Annotated in this window: 20 protein-coding genes; 9 read left to right on the top strand and 11 right to left on the bottom strand. The window is 58.3% G+C overall.

Features of this window, described 5'->3' with window-relative positions; all coding sequences use genetic code 11:
• Window positions 1–77 precede the first annotated feature (77 nt).
• The 8 genes from F617_RS0115000 to F617_RS0114965 form a co-directional block, all read right to left on the bottom strand.
• Entirely contained in the window at window positions 78–2474 is a 2397-nt protein-coding gene (locus tag F617_RS0115000) for an aldehyde dehydrogenase family protein (protein WP_019565871.1), read from the bottom strand.
• Between the two features lie 11 nt (window positions 2475–2485).
• Window positions 2486–3445, bottom strand: coding sequence for a deoxyribose-phosphate aldolase (gene deoC, locus F617_RS0114995; RefSeq protein WP_026330875.1), 960 nt, complete (start codon window positions 3443–3445; stop codon window positions 2486–2488).
• Window positions 3446–3464: 19 nt separating this feature from the next.
• Window positions 3465–4403: a ribokinase gene (gene rbsK / locus F617_RS0114990; RefSeq protein ID WP_019565869.1), complete on the bottom strand. Its 939-nt coding sequence runs from the start codon at window positions 4401–4403 to the stop codon at window positions 3465–3467.
• A 25-nt stretch (window positions 4404–4428) separates the two neighbouring features.
• Complete coding sequence (locus F617_RS0114985; RefSeq protein WP_019565868.1) at window positions 4429–5511, bottom strand: aldose 1-epimerase family protein; 1083 nt, start codon at window positions 5509–5511, stop codon at window positions 4429–4431.
• Between the two features lie 4 nt (window positions 5512–5515).
• Window positions 5516–6514 carry an ABC transporter permease gene (locus F617_RS0114980; RefSeq protein WP_003517006.1) on the bottom strand — a complete coding sequence of 333 codons (999 nt, stop codon included), beginning with the start codon at window positions 6512–6514 and terminating at the stop codon, window positions 5516–5518.
• A gap of 14 nt (window positions 6515–6528) precedes the next feature.
• The gene (locus F617_RS0114975; RefSeq protein ID WP_003517007.1) at window positions 6529–7506 is read right to left on the bottom strand and encodes an ABC transporter permease; all 978 of its coding nucleotides are present in this window, start codon (window positions 7504–7506) and stop codon (window positions 6529–6531) included.
• Window positions 7507–7519: 13 nt separating this feature from the next.
• A complete protein-coding gene (locus F617_RS0114970) occupies window positions 7520–9019 on the bottom strand; it encodes a sugar ABC transporter ATP-binding protein (RefSeq protein ID WP_019565867.1) in 1500 nt (499 codons plus the stop codon).
• Window positions 9020–9090: 71 nt separating this feature from the next.
• Entirely contained in the window at window positions 9091–10137 is a 1047-nt protein-coding gene (locus tag F617_RS0114965) for an autoinducer 2 ABC transporter substrate-binding protein (RefSeq protein ID WP_003517012.1), read from the bottom strand.
• A 339-nt stretch (window positions 10138–10476) separates the two neighbouring features.
• Between F617_RS0114965 and F617_RS0114960 the strand changes: the two genes are divergently transcribed.
• From F617_RS0114960 to F617_RS0114950, 3 genes are all read left to right on the top strand, one after another.
• The gene (locus F617_RS0114960; RefSeq protein ID WP_013637539.1) at window positions 10477–11205 is read left to right on the top strand and encodes a DeoR/GlpR family DNA-binding transcription regulator; all 729 of its coding nucleotides are present in this window, start codon (window positions 10477–10479) and stop codon (window positions 11203–11205) included.
• Window positions 11206–11500: 295 nt separating this feature from the next.
• Window positions 11501–12124 (top strand): hypothetical protein, encoded by a 624-nt coding sequence (locus tag F617_RS0114955; RefSeq protein WP_026330874.1) that lies wholly within the window; start codon window positions 11501–11503, stop codon window positions 12122–12124.
• A 94-nt stretch (window positions 12125–12218) separates the two neighbouring features.
• Window positions 12219–12578: a hypothetical protein gene (locus F617_RS0114950; protein WP_245260807.1), complete on the top strand. Its 360-nt coding sequence runs from the start codon at window positions 12219–12221 to the stop codon at window positions 12576–12578.
• A 394-nt stretch (window positions 12579–12972) separates the two neighbouring features.
• On the opposite strand, the gene F617_RS0114945 is transcribed toward F617_RS0114950, so the two are convergent.
• The 3 genes from F617_RS0114945 to F617_RS0114935 form a co-directional block, all read right to left on the bottom strand.
• The gene (locus F617_RS0114945; RefSeq protein ID WP_003517021.1) at window positions 12973–13596 is read right to left on the bottom strand and encodes a pyridoxamine 5'-phosphate oxidase family protein; all 624 of its coding nucleotides are present in this window, start codon (window positions 13594–13596) and stop codon (window positions 12973–12975) included.
• Between the two features lie 318 nt (window positions 13597–13914).
• Window positions 13915–15294 carry a hypothetical protein gene (locus tag F617_RS0114940; protein WP_019565864.1) on the bottom strand — a complete coding sequence of 460 codons (1380 nt, stop codon included), beginning with the start codon at window positions 15292–15294 and terminating at the stop codon, window positions 13915–13917.
• Between the two features lie 349 nt (window positions 15295–15643).
• Entirely contained in the window at window positions 15644–16543 is a 900-nt protein-coding gene (locus F617_RS0114935; RefSeq protein WP_003517025.1) for a LysR family transcriptional regulator, read from the bottom strand.
• Window positions 16544–16641: 98 nt separating this feature from the next.
• Here F617_RS0114935 and F617_RS0114930 point away from each other — a divergent pair, with 98 nt between their 5' ends.
• From F617_RS0114930 to F617_RS0114905, 6 genes are all read left to right on the top strand, one after another.
• Window positions 16642–18057, top strand: a complete 1416-nt coding sequence (locus F617_RS0114930; protein ID WP_003517028.1) for an aldehyde dehydrogenase family protein — start codon at window positions 16642–16644, stop codon at window positions 18055–18057.
• Window positions 18058–18252: 195 nt separating this feature from the next.
• On the top strand, window positions 18253–18864 hold the full coding sequence (locus F617_RS0114925) for a glutathione S-transferase family protein (protein ID WP_003517029.1): 612 nt from the start codon (window positions 18253–18255) through the stop codon (window positions 18862–18864).
• A 54-nt stretch (window positions 18865–18918) separates the two neighbouring features.
• A complete protein-coding gene (locus F617_RS0114920) occupies window positions 18919–20979 on the top strand; it encodes a pyridoxamine 5'-phosphate oxidase family protein (protein WP_019565863.1) in 2061 nt (686 codons plus the stop codon).
• Window positions 20980–21102: 123 nt separating this feature from the next.
• Window positions 21103–21651, top strand: a complete 549-nt coding sequence (locus F617_RS0114915; protein WP_019565862.1) for a carboxymuconolactone decarboxylase family protein — start codon at window positions 21103–21105, stop codon at window positions 21649–21651.
• A gap of 68 nt (window positions 21652–21719) precedes the next feature.
• Window positions 21720–22184: a DUF1348 family protein gene (locus F617_RS0114910; protein WP_019565861.1), complete on the top strand. Its 465-nt coding sequence runs from the start codon at window positions 21720–21722 to the stop codon at window positions 22182–22184.
• 61 nt (window positions 22185–22245) lie between these two features.
• Entirely contained in the window at window positions 22246–22521 is a 276-nt protein-coding gene (locus tag F617_RS0114905) for a hypothetical protein (protein WP_019565860.1), read from the top strand.
• Window positions 22522–22538 lie beyond the last annotated feature (17 nt).

Below are 22538 nucleotides of genomic sequence, written 5' to 3'. Positions count from 1 at the left end.
GTATAACTCAAAAAACCTACGGAGACCGTTGGCCTCCGTAAGCCATTTTGTCAGTTGTCGCCCGTGCACAATGCCGGTCAGGCTCCGTATGGCACCCAAATGTTCTTCACCTGGATCGCCCTGCGCAGATAATCACGACCCTGCGCTTCGGTGCGATTTAGCCAATCGGGCTGACGGCCATTATTGACCCAGGTGGCCTTCAGGTTGCCTGCAGAAGCCCGCTCGACCATCGTGCTTCCCTCGGTCGAGCCGAAATACCAGACAGCCGCAACGTCATCATGCTCGGCCAGTGTCTTTGCAAGCAGATCGCTTTCGCCGGTCACAATGTTGATGACCCCGCCGGGCATATCAGACGTGTCCAGCACCTGGTAGAAATCACCGGCAATCAATGGATGGCGAGACGACGGGACCACCACAACGCGATTGCCCATGGCGATTGCAGGCAGCACCAGCGACACCAGCGACAGGAGGGGTGCCTCATCGGGGCAAACGATCCCGACGATGCCCCACGGCTCGTTCATGGCAAGCGTGACGTGACGTGACTTGGTGGAGTGCACAGCGCCATCGAACTTGTCTGCCTGGGCGGCATAATAGGAAATACGGCGCATTGATGCGTCGACTTCGTCCTTCGCCTTCTTTTCGCTGACACCGGTGCTATCGATGATGCGGGCGACAAATTCGTCACGCCGTGCATCGAGGTTCTCTGCAAGATAATAGAGCACTTGAGCACGGTTATGGGCGGTTGCGGAACTCCAGCTGCTTGCCTTGGACGCTGCTTCCACAGCATTGCGGATGTCCTTGCGGCTGCCTATTCCGGCCATGCCAATCACGGTGTTGCCCTTGCCGGTCACCGAATAACTGTAGCCACCGTCGGGGCGGGCTTGCTTGCCGCCGATATAGTTCTTCATGGTTCGATCAAGGCCATCGATCGCCATCTTGCTGTCAGCGTTCGGCAATGCAGATGGCGTGAAGGCTTCAGCGGGCTTAGTGACCGGCAGGCTCTTTTCCCAGTCTGCCGCCAGATATTCGTAAAGCCCCTCGCGCGCACCTTCGCGACCGAAGCCACTTTCGCGGTAGCCGCCAAAACCTGCACCGGCATCGAGCATGTTGGTGCAGTTGATCCAGACCACGCCTGCCTTGACGCGGGCGGCCAGATCAAGCGCTACATTGATGTTTTCCGACCAGATGGAGGCGGCGAGGCCGTAACGGGTATTGTTGGCCAGCGAAACAGCTTCATCCGGCGTGCGGAAGGTGGTCGCCGCGGCGATCGGGCCAAAGATTTCCACCTGGCAAACCGTCGATGCCTGATCGACTTCGGTGAAGAAGCCGGGAGCGACGTAATTGCCGGTGGCCGGCAACGGGTTGGAACTCTGCCAGAGTTCACCGCCCTCTTCCACGCCCTTGCGTACCAGATCCGTGATGCGTTTCACCTGCGTGGCCGAAACAATCGCGCCGACATCGGTCGACTTGTCGAGCGGATCGCCGACCCGCAGGGTTTCCAACCGCTTTTTCAGCCGTGCATAAAATTTATCGGCAATACCTTCCTGCACCAGCAGGCGGGAACCGGCGCAGCAGACTTCGCCCTGATTGAACCAGATCGCGTCAACAACACCTTCAACCGCCGCATCGAGATCTGCATCCTCGAAAACGATGAATGGTGACTTGCCGCCCAGTTCCAGCGACAGCTTTTTGCCCGAACCGGCAATCTGCTCGCGAATAACGCGACCGACCTTGGTGGAGCCGGTGAAGGCAACCTTGTCGATGCCGTCATGGCCGCAGATTGCAGCGCCTGTCGAGCCATCGCCCTGCACGATGTTGACGACACCGGCGGGAAGGCCGACCTCGTGGCAGATTTCCGCAAAGGCGACAGCGGTCAGCGGTGTCAGGTCGGCAGGCTTAAGTACCACGGTATTGCCGGCAGCAAGCGCTGGCGCGATCTTCCACGCCAGCATCAGCAGAGGGAAATTCCACGGGATCACCTGACCGCAAACACCGACCGGCGAGAAACCACGGAACTCGTCTTCCACCATTTCGGCCCATCCGGCGTGATGGTAAAAATGGCGGGCGACGAGTGGAATGTCGATATCGCGTGTTTCGCGAACCGGCTTGCCGTTATCCATCGTTTCCAGAACGGACAGGAAGCGCTCGCGCTTCTGTACATGTCGGGCAATGGCATAGAGGTAACGAGCGCGCTCGTGACCCGACAGCTTCGACCATTTTGCGAAGGCCGTGCGGGCGGCCTTGACCGCCTGATCGACGTCTTCCTCATTGCCGCGAATGATTTCCGCGAGCTTATCCCCGTTTGCGGGGTTTGACACGGAAATGGTCTCGCGGCCCTCCGGAGAAACGAACCGGCCGTTGATATAATGTCCAAACGAGCGTCCATGCGCGTCGAGCCACTGTTTCACATCACCATTGGCTTCGGGGGAAGGTCCATATTCCATGGTTTCCAAAATGTCCTTGATGGGTCGCATTTTTTCAGTCCTTATGCAGCAGCGTGATGGTGAGCGCTGGAATAGCGACCGGTTACGAAATGTTCGAGCTGGCGCTCGATATCGCCAAGCATCGAGCTGGCGCCGATGCGGAACAGGTCCGGTTCCAACCAGCGATTGCCCAGCTCCTCCTTCATCAGCGTCAGCCATGACAACGCGTCCTTCGCTGTCTTCAACCCGCCTGCAGGCTTGAAGCCGACCATCTGGCCAGTCAGTTCGCCGTAGTCGCGCAGCGCACGCACCATGGTCAGACTGACCGGCAGAGTGGCGTTGACTTCTTCTTTGCCGGTCGAGGTCTTGATGAAGTCCGAACCCGCCTGCATCGCCACCATCGAGGCGCGATAGACATTGGTCAGCGTATTGAGATCACCCGTCGCCAGGATAGCCTTCATATGGGCGTCGCCACAGGCTTCACGCATCGCGGCGATCTCGTCATAAAGTGCGGTCCAGTTCTGCGTCAGAACGAACTCGCGAGTAATAACGATATCGATCTCCTTAGCGCCCTGCTCGACGGCATAGCGGATTTCTGCCAGCCGCTGCGGTAGCGGAGTGAGGCCGGAGGGAAAGCCCGTCGCCACCGATGCGACCGGAATAGTCGTGCCTTCCAGTGCCTTGATGGCATGGGGCACCATGGTCGGATAGACGCAGACGGCACCGGTTGTGATACCGGCGTCAGCAAGACCGAGTGCCTCAAGAATATCGTCCCGAACCGGACGTCGCGCTTTCGCACACAGTCGGCGCACACGACCGGGCGTGTCGTCGCCGGACAGCGTTGTCAGATCGATGCAGGTAATCGCCTTGATCTGCCAGGCAACCTGATATTCCTTCTTGACCGAGCGCCGGGTGGTGATTGTTGCTGCCCGCCGTTCGGAGGCACTGCGATTGACCGATACATCTTCAAACCATTCCGGTTTGAGAGCCGTGCCGTTGTTTCTGGGGAATGCTTCGCTCATTTTCTGTCCATTCTTCTGGTCAGGCTGCGGCATTGGCATGTTCGCGGCAGAATGCCTCGAACTCTTCGATGCTGGCATAGGCCTTCTGTGTTCCGGGACGGGTGATGGAATGCGCCGCATAGAGAGATGCCTTCTTCAGTGAAGACACGACCTCTCCCGTTTCGGCATAAAAGCGGGCAAAGGAGCCAATAAAGGCGTCGCCAGCGCCGGTGGTGTCTTTCGGCGTTACCTTGACGGGCTCGATATTGACGATCTCATCTGACGTAATTACGCGCGCGCCACGTCCGCCCAGCGTCACGATGACGGTACGGATACCGCGTGCGATCAGGGAACGGGCGGCAGTGATGATTGCTTCGTCGGTCTCGGTCGGCAAGCCGGACAGTAATGCCAGCTCGCTCTCGTTCGGAACGAGGAACGTTACCTGGCGAATACGCTCCGGATCGAGATTGGCAGCGGCGGGCGCAGGATTGAGGATCGTCTCGATACCGTTTTGGGCCGCAAGTTCGATGGTGTGATAGACTGTCTCAACCGGCACTTCCATCTGCATGAGGATCAGACCGCACTGTTTCAGATCGGCGGCCGCCTTGTCGACCTCTGCCGGCAGAAGATCGGCATTGGCGCCCTTGACGATGAGGATCGAATTCTCGCCCGACTCCTCGACGAAAATCGGCGCGACGCCACTGGACTTGCCGGCAACCTTCACCACGTGACGCGTATCCACGCCGAAGCTCTCGAGATTGCGAATGGTATTGTCGCCGAAGACATCGTCACCGACCCGGGTGACCATCATGACATCAGCGCCAAGACGCGCCGCAGCCACCGCCTGATTGGCGCCCTTGCCGCCGCAACCCATTTCGAAGGCGGGAGCTTCGAGCGTCTCGCCCGGTCCGGGCATACGGTTCACATAGGTGATAAGGTCGACCATGTTGGAGCCTACGACCCCGATTTTCTTGCTCATGCCGAAATTCCCTGGATATCCTGTTTCAAAGGGCGCTGATCCTGGCGCCGAACTGATCGGCGGCAGCGCAATCGAGATAGCCGAGCCGTACCGGAAACGCCCTGCGTTCGCCCGGTGCCAGGCTCTGCACGTTGTTCTTGGCCTTCTCCGCCAGATAGCCCTCCGGCTCGCAGGTAGACGGCAGGGCAAATGCGGCAACTTGCGAATCCCCATTGACCAGGATCCAGCGCACCGTCTTCGGGAAGGCCGCAAGCGGATAGGAGATGGCAAAGCCATCGCCCTCACGCCGCTGCATCATCAGATGCGTAAGCCCCTCGCCGTCCGTCGGCAGGCCGTTAATGTAAAACACCTGTTCGGGGTCGTAACGTTGCGGCTCGTTAAGCACTTCCATGGCTGAAGGCTGCTTTGCCAGCGTCTCCAGCAGGGAAAGATAATCGGGGTTTGGCGTCACATGGCCGGGCACGGCCGTGCGCACCTTCACCTGCTCCGGCGTATACGGCACGGGCTGAACGATGCGTGCACCCTCGGCATAAGCAAAGTTCACATGGCACATATACATGAGGTCCATGGGCGCTGATGACAGGTTCTGGATATCCATGACCATGTCAAAAAGCGTGTCTTCAGCGTACAAAGTCACGCTGGGGCGGGCGAGATAATTGGCGCCGAAGCCCATGACATATTCAACTTCGCCTGTTACCCGAACATAGGCGCCGCGCGCGTCGTGGCCGACGACAAAACCGGCCTTGTCCATGGCGGCACAGGGCATTTCACCATGCAGGGGGTGATTGTCCTGTGGCGACGGGCAACCATTGCGCAGCATGCCGCTGTGGAATGCAAAGCACCCATAGGTCTCGACGATCGAACCGGCCGGTCGTGGCATGGCAAAGCGGCTTCCCATGGTCAGGTCGACGCCGTTGAACGCCACGCTCCAGATCATCTGCCCCATGAAGGGCAAGATGATGATCCGGCCGTGGCGATTGTCTAACTGCAGCGCCTCGATGCCGGTGGGATACCGGAAGGCTGTAATCTGCAACCCGCCCGTTGCCGCCAGAAGATACGGGACGTCTGTAAAGTCCTGCCTGCGGAGATGAAATTCCGTCGCCTGCATGAGATCACCTGCCGGGGTTGCGCCACGCATTGATGGCGATGACGAGAATGAGGAATGCCCCCCAGATGAAGTCGATAAGGTGGTTGGAGAACCGCATCATCTGGAAGCCGGAGGAAAGCAGCATGAGGGCGATCAGCGCGATGGCGATGCCAAGAACCCGCCCCTTCCCGCCTGCGGGATTGGTGCCGCCAAGTACCGCGATCAGCACCGCCTGCAACAGATAGGACGCACCGTAGTCGGATTTCGCTGCGTTGGTTCGGCCGGACAGAATGATCCCCGCCAGTGACGCCAGAACGCCGGTCAGCATGTAGGAATACAGCATCATGCGATCTTTGCGGATACCGGCAAACACCGCTGCCCGCGGATTGGTCCCGATCAGCATCAGGTTGATGCCAAGCGTCGAGCGCGTCAGCAGGATAGCCACGATGATGCACACGGCGACGAACAGCAGGAACGGAGTCGCGATGCCGAAGATTTTACCGTTACCGATCCAGTTCCATGCATCGGGAAAACCGACGATTGCCGGCCCGCCGGTCATCACCAGTGCCAGCCCCATCAAGACCTGGCCTGTGCCAAGCGTCGCAAGGATTGGCGTAATGCGCAGTTTCGCGACCAGCAGGCCGTTGACCAAACCGGCCAGCAAGCCGACTGCCATGGCGAGCAGGATGCCAAGACCGGTGTAGAACACCATGCCCGACGTAGAGGATTGCCCTGCCTGAACCATGGTGGAATGGAAATAGACGCCGGCGATGATACCCGCCAGATTGGCAATGCCCACCACGGAAAGATCGATGCCGCCGGTCAGCATGGCGATCATCATGGCGATGGAGAGGATCCCCAGTTCGGGCATGATATAGCTGATGGACTCGAAGTTGTAATAATTCAGGAACTTGCCGGGGTTCATCCAGGTCATCAGCGCGAAGACGATGACGGTGATCACAAGGAGCTGAAGGATGTTGTTGTCGTTGCCGAGAAGCCGGCGCATGTCGAACGAATTTTTCATGATGCGCTCTCCCGTTACGCTATGCTTTTGCGATCGCGCCATGCGGTGATGGCGGTGGCGACGATGATGATCAGGCCGACAACGACGCGCTGCCAGGTGGTATCCACCTTCATGATGATCAGTGAGTTTTTGACCATCACCAGCATGAACACGCCCATCAAGGTGCCGAGAACCGTGCCGCGTCCGCCAAAGATCGATGCCCCGCCCAGAACCACGGCCGCTATCACGTCGAGTTCGAGACCGACAAAGTCACGCGGGTTGGCAAGCCAGATCATCGATGAGTGCAGCAGCCCTGAGAAACCTGCCAGCGCACCGGCAACGCAGTAGACAAAGAAGATCGTCGCGCCCGTATTGAAGCCAACGCGCTTGGCCGCTTCGGGCGAGCCGCCATAGGCATAAACACTGCGCCCGATCATGGTGTATGTGAGGACGAGGTGGATAACCAATGCCAGACCCATATAGACCACAAACATCGCGGTCAGGCCGAAAGTCGATCCCGTGGCCGACGTCAGCGAGATGACGTCGGTTTTGCCGAACCCGATCAGTTCCTTTGGCATCTTGTTGATGTTGACGATGCTGGTGCCAACGAGGCCGAGAACCAGACCGCGCACGATCGATCCGGTTCCAAGCGTCACGATCAGCGGGATCATCCTAAAACGGTGGATAATGAAACCGTTGAACGCACCAAGAGCCAGCCCAATCAGCGTTGCCGCAACGAAAGGAACGAGCACGCCGTCGTAGCCGAGATAGACCATGGCGCGCACAGTCAGATACATCGCTGCAATGGCGAAGGCCGTGAACGAAACATCGATACCGCCGGAAATCATTACCAGCAGGACGCCGAGCGCCATAATGCCGATCACGACATTGGAACGCAGCAGCCCGAAAATGTTGTCCAGCGACCAGAATGCCGGGTTGATCGTACCAATAATGACCATGGCCGCCAGCAAGACGCCGGCTATAATAAACTCTGTGCTTCTGAAGAATTTCATGTTTTACGGCCCCTCAATTCAGCGTCTTGAGCCGGTCATTAACGGCGTCTTCGGTCATGCCTTCTCCGGACAATTCGTCAACGAAACGGCCGCGGTGCATAACCACCACGCGATTGCAGTTTTGCACCAGTTCCGGGACATCGTCGGAAATCATCAGCACGGACAGGCCTTCCTTTTCGGCCAGTTTGCGGATGATGTTATGAATCTGTGCTTTGGAACCAACATCGACACCGACGGTCGGGCCGTTCAGGATCAGCACTTTGGCGCCCGTCAGCAGCCAGCGGGCCAGAACCACGCGCTGTGCGTTGCCGCCGGACAGATGGTTGACCGGCGTGTGCGGTCCCGGCGCCACGATCTGCATGGCCGAGAACATATCGCGGGTCGTTTCGTCGGCCTTTTTACGATTGATGAAAAGACCGCGGACAAATTTCTCAATCGACGTGACAATGATATTGCGCTCGATCGATTGTGTCAGGAACAGGCCCTCGGTCAGGCGGTCCTCCGGCACATAGGCGACACCGCAGGCAATACCTTCCTGAACGGTCCTCGGGTGAACCTCGCGGCCTGCAAGGCGCACTGAACCTGTAAAGTCAGGGCGCATGCCAAACAGCGCCAGTGCAAGTTCGGTGCGACCCGAACCGATCAAGCCCGAAATACCGACGATTTCGCCCGGCCTAAGCGTCAGGTCGGCATTTTCCACCGAACCCGGAACCGAGAGATTGCGCACTTCCAGCACCGGCATGTCGGCGCCCTCCCGAGGAGCCCACTGGTAGCTGTGGGCAGTCAGTTCCTGCCCCGTCATCGCGCGTGTGATTGCTGGCTCGTCGAATTCGGCAATCGGTCCTTCGGCAACCTTCTTGCCGTTGCGGAAAATGGTCAGGCGCTCGCTGATTTCGAGCATCTCGCGCATCTTGTGGCTGACAAAGAGAACGGCAATGCCCTGCGCCTGAATATCGCGCACGATCTTGAACAGGGCATCGACCTCGTGGCGCGTTAGCGCCGTCGTCGGCTCATCCATGATGATCAGGCGCGCATCGGCCATGAGAGCGCGGGCGATCGCCACGATCTGCTTGCCCGACGTGGGCAGGCTTTCGACATCCGCATCAAGATCGATGCTCACGCCGAGGCGGTCCAACGCCTTTCGAGCCAGCTGACGAACCTGTCGCCAGTCGACCGTCTTGCGGCCTTCCATCAGGAAGGTATTGATCGCCAGGTTTTCGGCGACCGTCAGGTTACCGAACAGCGAAAAATCCTGGTAGATCACCTGAATACCGTGGTGAACGGATTTTACCGGATCGAGTTTGCCAACAGGCTTCCCGTCGATCAGAATCTCGCCGTCCTCGGGCGTGTAAACCCCAGACATGATTTTGATGACGGTGGATTTACCGGAACCGTTTTCACCGGCAAGGCAATGGATTTCTCCCGGGCGAATGCTCAGCGACACGTCGTCGAGCGCCTTCACGCCGCCAAACCGCTTGCCGATATGGCGCAGCTCGATCAGATTTTCAGTCATAATGGCCTCGTGCAAGGCTGGAAAACACGGGGTGTAAGGAGAGAGGGTTGCCCCTCCCTCCGTGGTTCGGATCAGAAGTCGTACTTGTCCATGTTTTCTTTGGTCACGCCGACCCAACCTGCGCCATAGAGCAGATGTGGCTTGGAGGCGTCAGGAACCAGCAGGCTTTCGTAACCGGGCAGGCCCATATTCAGGCCGGCCTTGATCTGCTCGTTCTTCTTCTCGAGAACCGCAACAGCCAGCATGTTCATGGCATAACCGGCAACGGCCGGATCCCAGAACTGAATGTACTGGATGTTATCGTTCTTGATGTATTCGCCGGCAACGGAAACCAGGCCCGTGCCCGAGAAGAAGACCTTGCCCGATAGACCGCCTTCGGCGATCAGGCGACCCGCGCCTGCCGATGTTGGCATCGGCGCGCCGAGAATACCGGTGATATCAGGATAGGCGGTCATCGCTTCCTTGAGTTTGGTGTAGTCGGTATTGGCGTCGTCATAGGTTTCCAGCCGCTCGGTCGCCTGCGACATTTCCGGGAAGTTGGCCTTCTGGTACTCGACGGCGCCATCGATCCATTCCATCTGCGACTTGGACGTCAGACTGCCAACGGTGGCGACATATTTGCCCTTGCCGCCCATGGATTTGCCGAGCTCCTTCATCAGGTTCGCGCCATAGGCCTTGTTGTCGAAGGCTTCGATGTCGAAATCGACGTTCTGGATATTGGAAGCCTCATGGCTGATGACGACAATGCCGCGATCGCGGGCTTTCTTGAGAACCGGTTCCACCGCTTCCACCGAGAACGGCACGATGGCGATGGCGTCAACGCCCTGCGCGATGAGATTTTCAACAATCTGTACCTGGGCGGCGGCATCGGCCTGACTTGGGCCAACCATCCAGACATCGTTTCCGGTATCGCCCTTGAACTGCTCGACGCCATCTCGCATGCGGTCAAACCACGCGATGCCATCCACCTTCACGACGGTCGCAATGGTGTATTTCTTGCCACTCGCCGCGGTGATCAATTCCTTGTTGACCTTCGATGTATCGACGGCGCTCTGCGCAAAGACAGCCGACGCCGAAAGCGTGGCAGCAAGCGCGATGGTTGCGAAAATCTTGTTCACGGATAACTCCTCCCTTTGAAACTGCACTGTGCCGGACCTATTCCAGTCGCAGCACCCGACAATGGTCGATCCCTAACGCCGGTACCCGCTCCTCACGCGTCCGACGCCTCCTCATTCTCCCGGAAAAGGCTTTCCCACGCCCCGGTAGATGGACCACGATGTGACCCAGAAACCTGTTGTTTTCCTCTCCCGATAATGCGAACTATTATGATACAATCCGATCATTATGTTTCGATCGTTTCATGTTTGTTGTTCTTCTGTCAAGCGTAGAGAGGGGCGATTGCAAGGAAACTAACACCGAAATATGAAGCGCAGGGACAAACCGAAAGCGGAGATAAGGTGAGCAGAATAAGTGCACACAATGCCAGGTTGGACGCGCTGGCCGGGCTGGTTCAGGAAACGGGTGTCCTGAGGCTGCGGGACGCAGCGTCCCGGCTTGGCGTATCCGAAATTACCATTCGCCGCGACATTGCCGCCGACGGTCAGCGGCTTAGCTGTCTTGGCGGCTACATCATTCCGGTTCAGGATGGAGCCATCAGCAGCGACTATGTGCTCGAGCAGGAGAAGGACAGCCATGCAACTGCCAAGGCGCGCGCCTGCACGCAGGCGGCAGCTCTAATCGAACCATATGACACTGTATTCATCGATTGCGGAACGACGATGCCGCATCTGGCGCGGCAAATTCCGGCAAACGCCCATGTCACGGTCATCTGCTATTCCCTCAATGTTGCAGAGGAACTGGCGAGCAGAACCGATGTCCGCCTGATCATGCTCGGGGGGGTCTATCATCCGGAAGCGGCTTCGTTTTCGGGTGATGAGGGTATCGAGGTGCTGAAGCGCATCAATATCAACAAGGCATTCTTGTCTGCCGGTGGCGTGGACGAACAGCATGGCGTCACCTGCTCACATTTTCATGAAGTGCCGATCAAGCAGATGGTTATGCAACGCTCGGTTCAAAAGCATCTGGTCGTGGACAGCAGCAAATTCAGAAAGGTGCGAGCCGCGCGCTACGCTGCCATAGGCGACTTCAACTCAGTTATTGCAGATCAGCCTTCACCCTGGGCTTGAGACAAACCTACAACGAGGGCTCCCAAATAAGCCTCGGGAGAGAGAGCTCAGCGATATCTTTCGCCCCACCAGCGCGAACATCACCGCAGTCCGGCCAGAAAGCCGGCAGAAACGCCCCTGCTGCTACACCATTCCTGCGTATCTTGATGGAAGATTTCAGCAATACGAAGGGAGAGGAAAGATCGGCTGATATTCATCAGACTTGTCTTTCATGCCTCGTAGCAAGTTGGCCGAGTGAACAAGTGCCATCAATTAGCTGTTTGACTTGAACGCGCTCAAACACCATCTGTGCGACATGCCGAAGCATGAAAAACATCACATCGAACTGATCAGAACATGGACCCTGCCGGCTACCGTGACAATGGGGTCGGCCGTTCGCGCCAAAGGCGTCCTTCAAGAAATACAGGCAAGGCTGCCCGCTCATACAAAAAAGTTGATCTCGCTCGAAGGAGTTGATCTCACCCTGGCGATGACGGCCAGTGAAAAGACCGCGTTCAATGCAGCAGCGACCATCGTCACAAAAGTGGTGACGGAGGCCGCTGCACTGCCGGTAATCCCGCGCGAAATCGAGGACATCCTGACTATCAAGACGAGCGAGCGGCATCGTTGGCTTGCCGACGGTCGCCTGCCGAGCGCGGGGACGCGAACGGTCAGACTGAACGGCCGCGCCCGTCAGATCACGTTCCATGTCTTTGACCCCAAGGTGGTCGAAGACCTTCTCGACCGTGGCGTTGTCGACGAATGGCGGGTGGAGGATGCAGAGGCGAAAGCCGAAAAGAGGCGGCGCGCGGCATATCAGGCGAAGCTGACGCGGTCGCTCAAGAAGAAGGTTGCGAAGCGGCCAACGACGTCTTCCGATGATCCGGCCTCGAAGCTCGGCGGCTGGGAGGAGTTCGACGTGGACGGACTGCTTCGTTAAGCACTTATGCCAGCACTCTTGGTATCACGCGCGATCACAGCACTTGGCCTGACATTTCATCGACAGGGTCAATGTTGCAGCGGTGATCTTTGCCGTGAAAGAACATTCGTCGGCAGGTTCAACGCCGGAGCATTTTAAGTTCATCGGTTTAGAAACAGGAATGTTGGGTTATACGCCGGCCTACGCTGTAAACTATGCCGCTCTGCGGATCGGCATTGAAAACCACGTATCTTCGCTGCGGGCAGACCAGGTCAAAGGAGGTTTTATGGCATTCAAGGATATCGGTCTTGCGTTGGACGTTGTCTTTGGTCACGACTGTGCGGTTTCGATCAAGGCTTTGGTTGCATCGGAAGCCGTTTCGCGTCGCCATCGCTCTTGCGGCTTCCAGGCTGACACCTACCGCATCCAGCTTGCTCACGTCGCGATCATGCACAAAATCAGGTACCTTGGTTAGTCCGCATCCGCTGATACTCAAGCACGCAGCCACTATCACTGAAAAACGGAACATTTTCTCTCACTTTTTGTGCTTGCCTGATGGCTTGCTCCGATACGCATTGGCACAAACCTCAAAGCAGCGGCTCGGCCAACATTCTTGGCCGTTCTTCCACAATTACCGCAATCGACACAAGGCGGTGGGAAGCGTTGTCACGGCCTCACCGCAAACTCGACGCCCGAAAGCTGACAATTATTTCCGGTAGACCGTGAGTACCCCATGAGGCTGATCACTGCAGGTGTTGCGCGCGCTCAAAGAAGCGGCCAAGAACGCGCCTGCCAGATATCCTGACAGACGGCAAGCAGGACTTTCTCCACCGCGCTGAACGGGGGACATGGTGGTCTTAGAACTTCATTCATGTTTGAAGTCCTCCCAACTGTGCTCGCAAGGCTGCGTTTTCGGTTTCTAATTGCAGCAGTTTTTCACGAAGAGGAGCGACTGCCTGTTCAACCTGCTGTTGGGTGTAGCGCGGAGTAATATGCTGGGGACAGTTCCAGTCGTACGCTTCAAGCCGAAGCCTGAAAATCCCCTCCGCGCGGCCTTTATATGTGGGGTCGGATACCAGATCGTTGAGCGTCGGGTCGGCATCAAGTGTCAGCCGATCTACATGAACATAGATTTTAAGCCTCGCCCTTCGCGCGTAATCCATCAGAAAAAGACAGGCCCGGTCATTGGCAGCCAGATTGCCGGTGCTGATGTACTGTCGGTTGCCGCGATAATCGGCAAAGGCCAGAGTTCGTTGATCAACGACTTTGAGAAAACCGGCATTGCCTCCACGATGTTGAACGTAGGGCCAGCCCGTTTCCGAGACCGATGCCATATAGAAGCTGTCACGTGCGGCGATGAAAGCGATCTCGTCTTCTGTGAGGGTATCGGAGGGACGGCTATCATTACCCAACCAGATCTGGTCCACGCCCATGGCAGACTGAGCGGCTCTGACGCTTGGCGTCACGGCGACTTCAAGGAAATGATATGGCATGTCTCAATCCCCTGTTAACGCAGGCTCGCACCGCTGTCTCCCGGTGTGAGCCTGAGTTGTCTTATAGCAAGCCCGATTTTTTTGCGATGCTATATCCTTCAGATCTGGCGTAGACGTTAGTCCTGCCAGCCCTAGCCTGCAACTTGCCAACACATCTCGCCGCGATCAGCGACGATCCGACCAAGGCCCGGGAGAGACGATCAACATAAAGCTCGGCATTGGGGTAGTTGTTTCTTACCACCAGGGACCAGTCCACCCATGTGGTTCTGGATCGTTCATGGCTAAAGCACCCGGTCTCCAGGCCAGGCTGGGAAGCCTTCACGCCATCTCAGGCTGCGCGGATCCCATTCCCGGCGCGATAAGCGGCGCGGAAGACTTTGAATGCGGGTGGGAAGCATTAAGTCGCCGAGCCACAATGTCATGGTTGAGCCACAGAACTGGACCGGAGGGTTCGGAAGATTCACCGAAGATTAGCTGCCCTGTTGCCGCCACAACGAGACTGCTCAACAGATCGCTGATCATCACCTTGCTATCCCGATGCATCTGGGTGATTTCGTTGGACGTGCCGATGGTGAGATCAGCCTGCGCCTGGCTGTTTGCCATGGGCCATGCCGAAAAGTCATAGAACGGACGCATGACATCGCTGGCCTGCATGGCGGCGATCTTGCCGAAGACGTCTTCCATCGTTAGGCCATCTACCAGCAGCTGCTGGCAGGCCTGCCACTGTTCATCTGCCCATTGGCCGCCGTTTTCTTTCTTCAACGCAAGCAGCAGCGGTATCAGGGGCAGCTCGATACCGGTGAACACGTCGGACGAATTGGTCCGGATTTCGGGGCAATTGTAAACTGTTGCCTTGATCCCTTTAGCCCAGGCTTCCTCTGCAATGCCTTCGAGCCGCATCTTCGCGTAACCCTGGGTGTAGTTGGTGTAGGTCTGCCAACGATAACTTCCGTCGATGAGGACCGCCGATCCGTGATAACCATAGGCCGTATATCGCACTTGACCGCCTGAGGCTTCAACGCGCTCGCGGATCGCCGCGCTGAAATCGATGAGATGGCGAAAGGTGTTTGCGGAGACGTCGTCAAAATTCTGCAGGATGAGTTTTCCCATGTCACTGTCGAGCAGGGTCTGCGAGGACATGTGGCGGGTTCCGGTTCCCTTGTAGATCCGATTGGCGATGACCAGGAACACCTTCGCCTTCGGGATGCCGCCTGCCATTGTGTGGGCGAAGAAAACATTGCGGCCATCGGCGATCATACCGTCGAGAACGGTCATGACTTTCGAAAGCGATTCCGTAAAACGCGCATTGGCAATGTCGCGGCATTGCCTGACATAGTCCCAGTCGAGCTTGTCGTGCTCCCAGCTCTCAAGCGTCATTTTTGCCAGGAGATCGGTGGGAGTCGGCCCGTCTGCGGGCGCATCGCGATCGAAACCCGCCATAAGAGGTATGTTGATGATCCTGCCGCCAAGCTGGGCCTCCGCCGAAGACAGTTCATCGGCGTCGAGCGGCCGCAGTGTGTTGTTCTCGTCACGCCGCCCGACGGTGATCCCCACAATCTCCATTCCAGCCCGTCTCGCTTCGTCGAGCAAGCCGGTGGCGTATCCGCGGCCGAACAGTTCGCCGAAGAGTACGAAAACGTCGCCTTTACGGAAGACCGTGTTTTCAGAAAGGCGATTCAATGCAACCGGATTTTCCATGCTGTCAACTCTTTAAAGTTTGTCATCGAACACTGGCTCGTACAAGTTTTGCAAAGACATGACCGCATTGGCACGGAATGGGAACTCATTTTCGGTGACCGTTCATTTCAAAACGTGAAGTCGGTCTCTGTTCGCCCTACAATACAGGGGATGCCGAGGCCGGGGGATCGGCGCGCCGATACCAAAAAGAGCTCGCTGGAAACATCGCGCCTCTCCAGTGGCGCACCACGCCGAATCTTGTCGCGTCGAAGACTGTTCAGACTGCCTTCTCGCAAGTTTGCAAGAAGACCGGTATCGACAAAATATGCACCAACGACCAGGCTTACGACAAAGATAGGCATCCTCGTTATCAATTGTCGCCAGTCGAACGCTCTCGGATCAGCTCGATGAAGGCACGCAGTTTGGCTGGCATGTGTCGCCGTTGCGAGAAATAAAGGCTAAGTCCCGGATATTCGGGAGACCAGTCTTCCAAAACAGGAATGAGATCGCCTGAGGCAATATGGGGCGCAAGTGCATGTTCACCCAGATAGGCGAGCCCAAATCCGGCAAGAGCGGCCTCCAGAATAAGGTCAGACCCATCAAATGTCAGATGGCCGCTGACATCGATCAAGTGTGTTTCCCCGTGCTTCTCAAACTCCCAGCGATAGAGTCTCCCGCTTGTCATGCGCATCTGGATACAGACGTGCCGGGCGAGATCGGCTGGGACGACAAGCTTTGAACGGCCGTCGAAGTAGCGCGGCGAGCCGACGACGAAAGACCGCATTTTCGGAATGATCGGTACGGCCACCATGTCGGGCGAGATAGCCTCGGCGAGACGAATGCCCGCATCGAAACCTTTGCCGATCACATCCACGAGCGCATTTTCGGTCACGATCTCGATGTCGACATCCGGGTATCGACGGCTGTACTCGAGGATGAGCGGCTGCAGCAGAATGCGCGCCGCGCCCGGCGCCATATTCAGCCGGAGTCTCCCGGAGGGCCGATCTGAATGTTCACCGACATTTTCGATCGCCTTCTCGAGCGTCTGCAGGGCAGGTGCGATTTCAGATAGGAATTGCTCACCGGCTGCAGACAAGGACACGCTACGCGTGGTGCGGTTGAAAAGCCTGACGGCAAGGCGCTCCTCAAGTGCGGCGATCGCATGGCTCAAAGCCGATGACGACATACCGAGTTCGCGCGCGGCAGCCCGGAATCCACCGTGACGCGCGACGCCGGCAACCGCTTCAAGCTCGATCAGGCTTGCCCTCATTGCGCAATCCAGTTCATCAGGCTGTCCGATTTTGTCCTACTACACGCAACACTTACCGCATGCCATTTTTGCTGTGAAGCCATCACAGGAGAAGAAACATGCACATCATCGATCGGATCTATATCAACGGGGCGTTTGTCACGCCGCACGGCGATCAATGGGCGCCGCTTTTCAATCCGGCAACCGAGGACCAGATCGGCAGCGTGCGGCTCGCAGATGAGCGGGACGCCGACCGCGCAGTTGCTGCCGCCAAACGCGCTTTCCCAGCCTTTTCGAATACGACCAGAAAAGAGCGGATCGACATGCTGAACCGGCTGCATGCCGCGGTGTCCGCCCGAACCGACGATCTGGCGTCCGCCATGCGTGAAGAATACGGTGCGCCATCGGGCTTCATCGGCTTTTCAGCGTCACGCGCAGGCAGCGTCTTTCTCGACATGGCAAGAACGCTGAAGGACTACGAGTTCCAACGCCGCATGGGCAGCGCCGATGTCGAGATGCGACCCTCGGGTGTTGCCGTGGCGATCACGCCCTGGAACAGCAATTACAGTTTTATCTGCGGCAAGCTCTCCGCCGCCATTGCAGCCGGAGCAACGATGGTGATCAAACCTTCGGAGATGAGCGCCCTACAGACGCAGGTGATCACTGAATGTCTGCACGCGGCCGGTCTTCCCGATGGCATTTTCAATATCGTCACCGGGTATGGAGGCGTCGTTGGTGCGGCACTGACGGCTCACCGCGACGTGTCCAAGATCACCTTCACCGGTTCCACTGCCACAGGTCGCGGCATTGTTCAGGCGGCCGCGGCCACTATGAAGCGCGTCACAATGGAACTTGGCGGCAAAAGCCCCAGCATCATTCTGGACGATGCCGATCTTGAGGTCGCCATCCCGCAGGTGCTGGTGGCAGGGTTCCGCAACAGCGGTCAGGCCTGCATTGCCGGAACCCGCATTCTTGCTCCAGAAAGCAGGTTCGGTGAAATCGAGGAACGGCTAAGCCACACCATCAAAGACTTCAGGTCGGGAGAACCGGCCGACGAACAGGTTCAGGTTGGTCCGATGGTCAGCCAGAAGCAGTGGGATCGCGTGCAAAGCTATATTCGCCTGGGACAGGAGGAAGGCGCCAGACTGCTGGCAGGCGGCGAAGGTCGTCCGGAAGGGCTGCAGCGCGGCTGGTTCGTCAAGCCCACCATCTTTACCGGCGTCCGCAACGACATGCGCATCGCGCGCGAGGAGATATTCGGCCCCGTGCTATCGCTGATCTCCTACCGCGACGAGGAAGACGCCATCACGATCGCGAACGACACCGATTACGGCCTGCAGGCGCACGTCTTTTCTTCCGACGTCGCGCGGGCAAAACGCGTCGCAAACCAGATCGAGGCAGGCCGCGTGTTCATCAACGATGCGCCGCATGACCCAATGGTACCATTCGGCGGATTCAAGCAATCCGGCTTCGGGCGGGAATTCGGCGTCTTTGGGCTCGAGGCCTTTCTCGAACCCCGTGCCGTACTGTCGTGACATTTAAAGGCCACGCAACTTTTTAGCTGCGTGGCCTGATGCCACATACCGTCGAGCGAACCCTGTTGGGCGGCCATTGTTGCACCTGGCGTAATGATGAAGTGTGAAGCGCGATCGTTCTCATCACCACGTAATAATAGCAATCTGCAGGTGCGGATCGGGAATTGACCCGAACGATACTCGCAGGAGCGCACAATGAAACTCTATCATCATCCTTTGTCGGGCCACTCGCATCGGGCCCGTCTGTTCCTTTCACTGATCAACCTGCCGCATGAGCTGGTTGAGGTGGACCTCATGTCCGGCGCGCACAAGACGCCCGATTTCCTCAAGATGAACCCGTTTGGCCAGGTTCCGGTTCTCGACGACGACGGCGAATACGTATCGGATTCTAACGCGATCCTGGTCTACCTTGCCAAGAAAGCCGGACGCACGGACTGGCTGCCCGATGACCTGAAGAGCGCCGCAGCGGTCCAACGCTGGCTGTCGGTAGCTGCCGGCGAGATCGCTTATGGTCCGGCGGCGGCCCGCCTGGTCACCGTCTTTGGTGCCAAGTTCAATCCGGACGAAGTCATTGGTCGCGCCCATGCGGTCCTTGGAAAGCTCGAAACTCAGCTTTCCGACCGAGAATGGCTGGTAGGCGAACGCCCGACGATCGCTGACGTCGCAATCTACAGCTACGTGGCCCGCGCCCCTGAAGGCAACGTGGATCTCTCCACTTATCCTGCGGTCAACAGGCTGCTTCGTCGTATCGAAGCGCTTCCGGGCTTCGTGGACTTTATCGGGACTCCGGTTGGCCTTGCCGCCTGATCCGCATTCGGGTGCGCGCCGAAGCGTGCCCGATCCCTTCTTAGGAGAGCTGACATGACCGACACTTTGACAAAACTGCCGACATGGCACGAAGGCGAGAAGTTCATCCAGGAAAAAGTCGGTGTCGCCGAGCGTATGGAGGTCGTCGGCCAGCGGGTCGTTCGCGATTTCATGCCGGATCAGCATCGGGACTTCTATGCCCAGCTCCCGTTCATCGTCCTTGGCAGTGTGGATGGCCATGATGACGCCTGGGCCACCTTTGTCGAGGGCCCACCCGGCTTCATGTCCTCTCCTACGCCGACCACGCTCGATATCCGCTCTACCTTGGAGCCAAGCGACCCCGCCAGCGAAGGAATGGCAGACGGCAAACCGATCGGCCTGCTCGGCATCGAGATGCACACGCGTCGCCGCAATCGCATGAACGGCTTTGTCTCCACCGCAGCGAACGGTTATCGGATCGATGTGGATCAGAGCTTCGGCAACTGCCCGCGCTACATACAATTGCGGGATTTCCAATTCGAGAGGGCACCCGGCCAACCAAGCCAGAACCAGCGTGAAGACCTGTCCGAGCTTGACGACCTTGCTCGCTCCACGATCACGGCTGCGGACGCGTTCTTCGTTGCCTCCTTTGTCGACCGCGAAGACAGGCGCCAGGTTGATGTTTCGCATCGCGGCGGGAATGCTGGCTTCGTCCGCGTTGGCGATGATGACGTTCTGACAATTCCCGATTTCGACGGAAACCTTTTCTTCTCGACACTGGGGAATATTCTGCTGAACAAGAAAGCAGGTCTGCTCTTCGTAGACTTCGCGACGGGCGATGTGCTGCAGATGACAGGCGAAGCCGACGTCATCCTGGAATCACCCGAGATTGCGGCCTTCCAGGGCGCGGAACGGCTCTGGACGTTCAGGCCAACCCGGATCGTCCGGAGACCGAATGCACTCGCACTCCGCTGGGCATTCCAGAAGGATGGATGGTCGCCGAATTCTCTGATGACCGGGAACTGGGCGCAGGCAGCAGACCGGATGCGTGCCACCGGACTTTCAGACACGTGGCGGCCGATGACGGTCACCAGGATCGTCGAGGAAAGCACGACGATCCGCTCGATCCATCTCCAGCCAAGCGACGGCGCGGGGTTGCTGCCGCATGCTGCCGGGCAGCACCTCCCGATCCGGCTGGTGCTACCGGGAAGCGAGCGGCCTGTTATCAGGACCTACACCCTGTCTGTCGCACCGTCCGATGGCATCTACCGCATCAGTGTCAAACGCGATGGGCTCGTGTCGCAGTTTCTGCACGACAGCATCTCCGTTGGCGACGTGATTGAGGCGCGGCCCCCCGCAGGGGGGTTCGGTGTTGACGCCCGTGCCACGCGCCCTGCAGTGCTCCTTGCCGGTGGTGTCGGCATCACGCCGCTGCTCGCCATGCTCCGTCATGTCGTCTACGAGGGAATTCGCAAACAGCGCATCCGGCCGATCACGTTGTTCCACGCTGCCCGCACGAAGGCCGAGCGACCTTTCGACAAGGAGATCGCCGAACTCGTGGCTGCGGCCAAGGGCGTGGTCCGGTTAGTGCGGGTTCTCAGCGACATCGGCGATGCCACAGAGGGCTCCGACTACGATACTGCCGGCCGTATCGACATGGCTATGCTCACCAAGCATCTGCCGTTCAACGACTACGACTTCTATCTGTGTGGTCCGCCGCAGTTTACGCAGGCGCTCTATGACGGTTTACGCGGCTACAACATAGCAGACGATCGTATCCACGCGGAAGCGTTCGGACCCTCGTCGCTGGTTCGGTCTGTAGAGGCCAAAGATGCCAGGGCCACCCCTTTGCGTGCGCTGCCGTCCGACAAGCCGGTGCCTGTCATATTCACGAACTCGCTGAAGGAGGCCCGCTGGGTACCCGGCTCCGGAACGCTGCTGGAACTTGCAGAAGCACGCGGTCTTCAGCCCGAGTTCAGTTGCCGCGAAGGCAATTGCGGTACGTGCAAAACAAAACTCGTCAAAGGCGCTGTGACGTACCTGAAGGAGCCGACAGCGAAGGTTGACGATGACGAGGTCCTCCTTTGCTGTGCCATTCCAGCAAGCCAGGAAGGCGGCATCCAGATCGCCGTCTAAACCAACATTACTACGCCTGACGCAACAGTCCCTTCCTGCTTTTCGACGTTCAACAACAACCGGTTACCAATCATCTTGAGGATCCGAGAGCGACGTCTCTCAAAACCATTAAAGGAGAATACCATGTCACGCATTCCTACCCCCGCCACGATTGAGGAGGCGCCCGAAGCCTCACGGCCGACCCTGGAGACCATCCAGAAGCAGATCGGCTCCGTGCCGAATATCTTCCGCCTCGTCTCCAACAGCCCAGCGGCCCTCAACGGCCTCGCCTCGTTGCAGGGTGCGCTCGGCAAGGGCAAGCTTGCACCCGCCACTCGGGAAAGGATCGCCCTGGCTATGGCCGAAGCCAACGGTTGTGACTACTGCCTTTCCGCGCACACCTTCACCGGAGCGAAGTTCGCCAAGCTCGATAAAGCGGAGATCGCTTCGAACCGCCGCGGAACATCGAAGGACGCCAAGGCTGCGGCAGCCGTCGAATTCGCCCGCGCCCTGACGACCGCGCGTGGCTCGGTGGCACCTGGGGAAATCGTAAAAGTTCGGGACGCCGGCTACAGCGACGCGGAAATCGTCGAGATCATTGCGCATGTCGCGCTCAATACCTTTACAAACTACGTCAACGAAGCCCTCGATACCGAGATCGATTTCCCGCGTATCGATCGTCTTGCGGCATGACATTCAGGACGGGGTGACACGAGAGCCGTCATCCTTCCCTCCCCCTTACGAAACCTGGAGCCATCACAATGTCCCGTCCCCCGCTTCCCCCTTTCACTGAACAGAGCGCCATCGAAAAGGTCCGCCTTGCGGAAGATGGCTGGAACAGCCGCGATCCTGCCAGGGTAGCGCTCGCCTACACGGTGGATACTCGCTGGCGCAACCGTGCCGAATTCGTAACGAGCCGCGCTGAAGCCGAGGCCTTTCTGTGCCGCAAGTGGAACAGGGAACTCGACTACCGCCTGATCAAGGAACTCTGGGCATTCACGGGCAACAGGATCGCGGTGCGCTACGCCTACGAATATCACGATGACAGCGGCCAGTGGTTCCGGGCCTACGGGAACGAGAATTGGGAGTTTGCCGAAGACGGCCTGATGCGGGCGCGTCACGCCAGCATCAACGAACACCCCATCGCTGAAGCCGACCGCAGGTTTCACTGGCCGCTCGGCCGAAGGCCTGACGACCATCCCGGTCTCAGCGACTTCGGCTTTTGAGCCGGGCGTCGGTCCGTTGGCCTCGTCAATGCCGTCGTTCAAACTCAACGAGCGAGTTCGAGTGTCCGTTGAACTCGCTCTTACCGCATCGAGCGGCGACCTGTCGTGCAAGCGCAAGCAGGAAGACGATAGCCGTGCGCTTGGGCTGACGGGTGCGGAAATCGATCTGGCACGCCGTGGCCTGAGCTTCGATCTGAAAATAGCGAGGGCCATAGCGTTTGCGCTCGCGATCAATGAGCACACACGTGCACGTGCAAGCGCCGCTGGCCTTTGTGAGCGAAGCTGCGTCGAAATCGAGCACCTTGCTGCTGCCAACCGACAGGTCGCTGGCAGCTAATCCATGCCGCGGACGGC

Source organism: Agrobacterium sp. 10MFCol1.1, assembly GCF_000381165.1.
GTDB classification, from domain to species: domain Bacteria; phylum Pseudomonadota; class Alphaproteobacteria; order Rhizobiales; family Rhizobiaceae; genus Agrobacterium; species Agrobacterium tumefaciens.
Note: the sequence above shows the minus strand (reverse complement) of the source record. Positions and strands in the feature narration are given on the sequence as shown.

Excerpts from the sequence above, each read along its gene's own strand:
- F617_RS0115000 (WP_019565871.1), bottom strand. The coding sequence starts at position 2,474 with ATGCGACCCATCAAGGACATTTTGGAAACCATGGAATATGGACCTTCC.
- deoC (WP_026330875.1), bottom strand. The coding sequence starts at position 3,445 with ATGAGCGAAGCATTCCCCAGAAACAACGGCACGGCTCTCAAACCGGAA.
- rbsK (WP_019565869.1), bottom strand. The coding sequence starts at position 4,403 with ATGAGCAAGAAAATCGGGGTCGTAGGCTCCAACATGGTCGACCTTATC.
- F617_RS0114985 (WP_019565868.1), bottom strand. The coding sequence starts at position 5,511 with ATGCAGGCGACGGAATTTCATCTCCGCAGGCAGGACTTTACAGACGTC.
- F617_RS0114980 (WP_003517006.1), bottom strand. The coding sequence starts at position 6,514 with ATGAAAAATTCGTTCGACATGCGCCGGCTTCTCGGCAACGACAACAAC.
- F617_RS0114975 (WP_003517007.1), bottom strand. The coding sequence starts at position 7,506 with ATGAAATTCTTCAGAAGCACAGAGTTTATTATAGCCGGCGTCTTGCTG.
- F617_RS0114970 (WP_019565867.1), bottom strand. The coding sequence starts at position 9,019 with ATGACTGAAAATCTGATCGAGCTGCGCCATATCGGCAAGCGGTTTGGC.
- F617_RS0114955 (WP_026330874.1), top strand. The coding sequence starts at position 11,501 with ATGCCGAAGCATGAAAAACATCACATCGAACTGATCAGAACATGGACC.
- F617_RS0114945 (WP_003517021.1), bottom strand. The coding sequence starts at position 13,596 with ATGCCATATCATTTCCTTGAAGTCGCCGTGACGCCAAGCGTCAGAGCC.
- F617_RS0114940 (WP_019565864.1), bottom strand. The coding sequence starts at position 15,294 with ATGGAAAATCCGGTTGCATTGAATCGCCTTTCTGAAAACACGGTCTTC.
- F617_RS0114935 (WP_003517025.1), bottom strand. The coding sequence starts at position 16,543 with ATGAGGGCAAGCCTGATCGAGCTTGAAGCGGTTGCCGGCGTCGCGCGT.
- F617_RS0114930 (WP_003517028.1), top strand. The coding sequence starts at position 16,642 with ATGCACATCATCGATCGGATCTATATCAACGGGGCGTTTGTCACGCCG.
- F617_RS0114925 (WP_003517029.1), top strand. The coding sequence starts at position 18,253 with ATGAAACTCTATCATCATCCTTTGTCGGGCCACTCGCATCGGGCCCGT.
- F617_RS0114920 (WP_019565863.1), top strand. The coding sequence starts at position 18,919 with ATGACCGACACTTTGACAAAACTGCCGACATGGCACGAAGGCGAGAAG.
- F617_RS0114915 (WP_019565862.1), top strand. The coding sequence starts at position 21,103 with ATGTCACGCATTCCTACCCCCGCCACGATTGAGGAGGCGCCCGAAGCC.
- F617_RS0114910 (WP_019565861.1), top strand. The coding sequence starts at position 21,720 with ATGTCCCGTCCCCCGCTTCCCCCTTTCACTGAACAGAGCGCCATCGAA.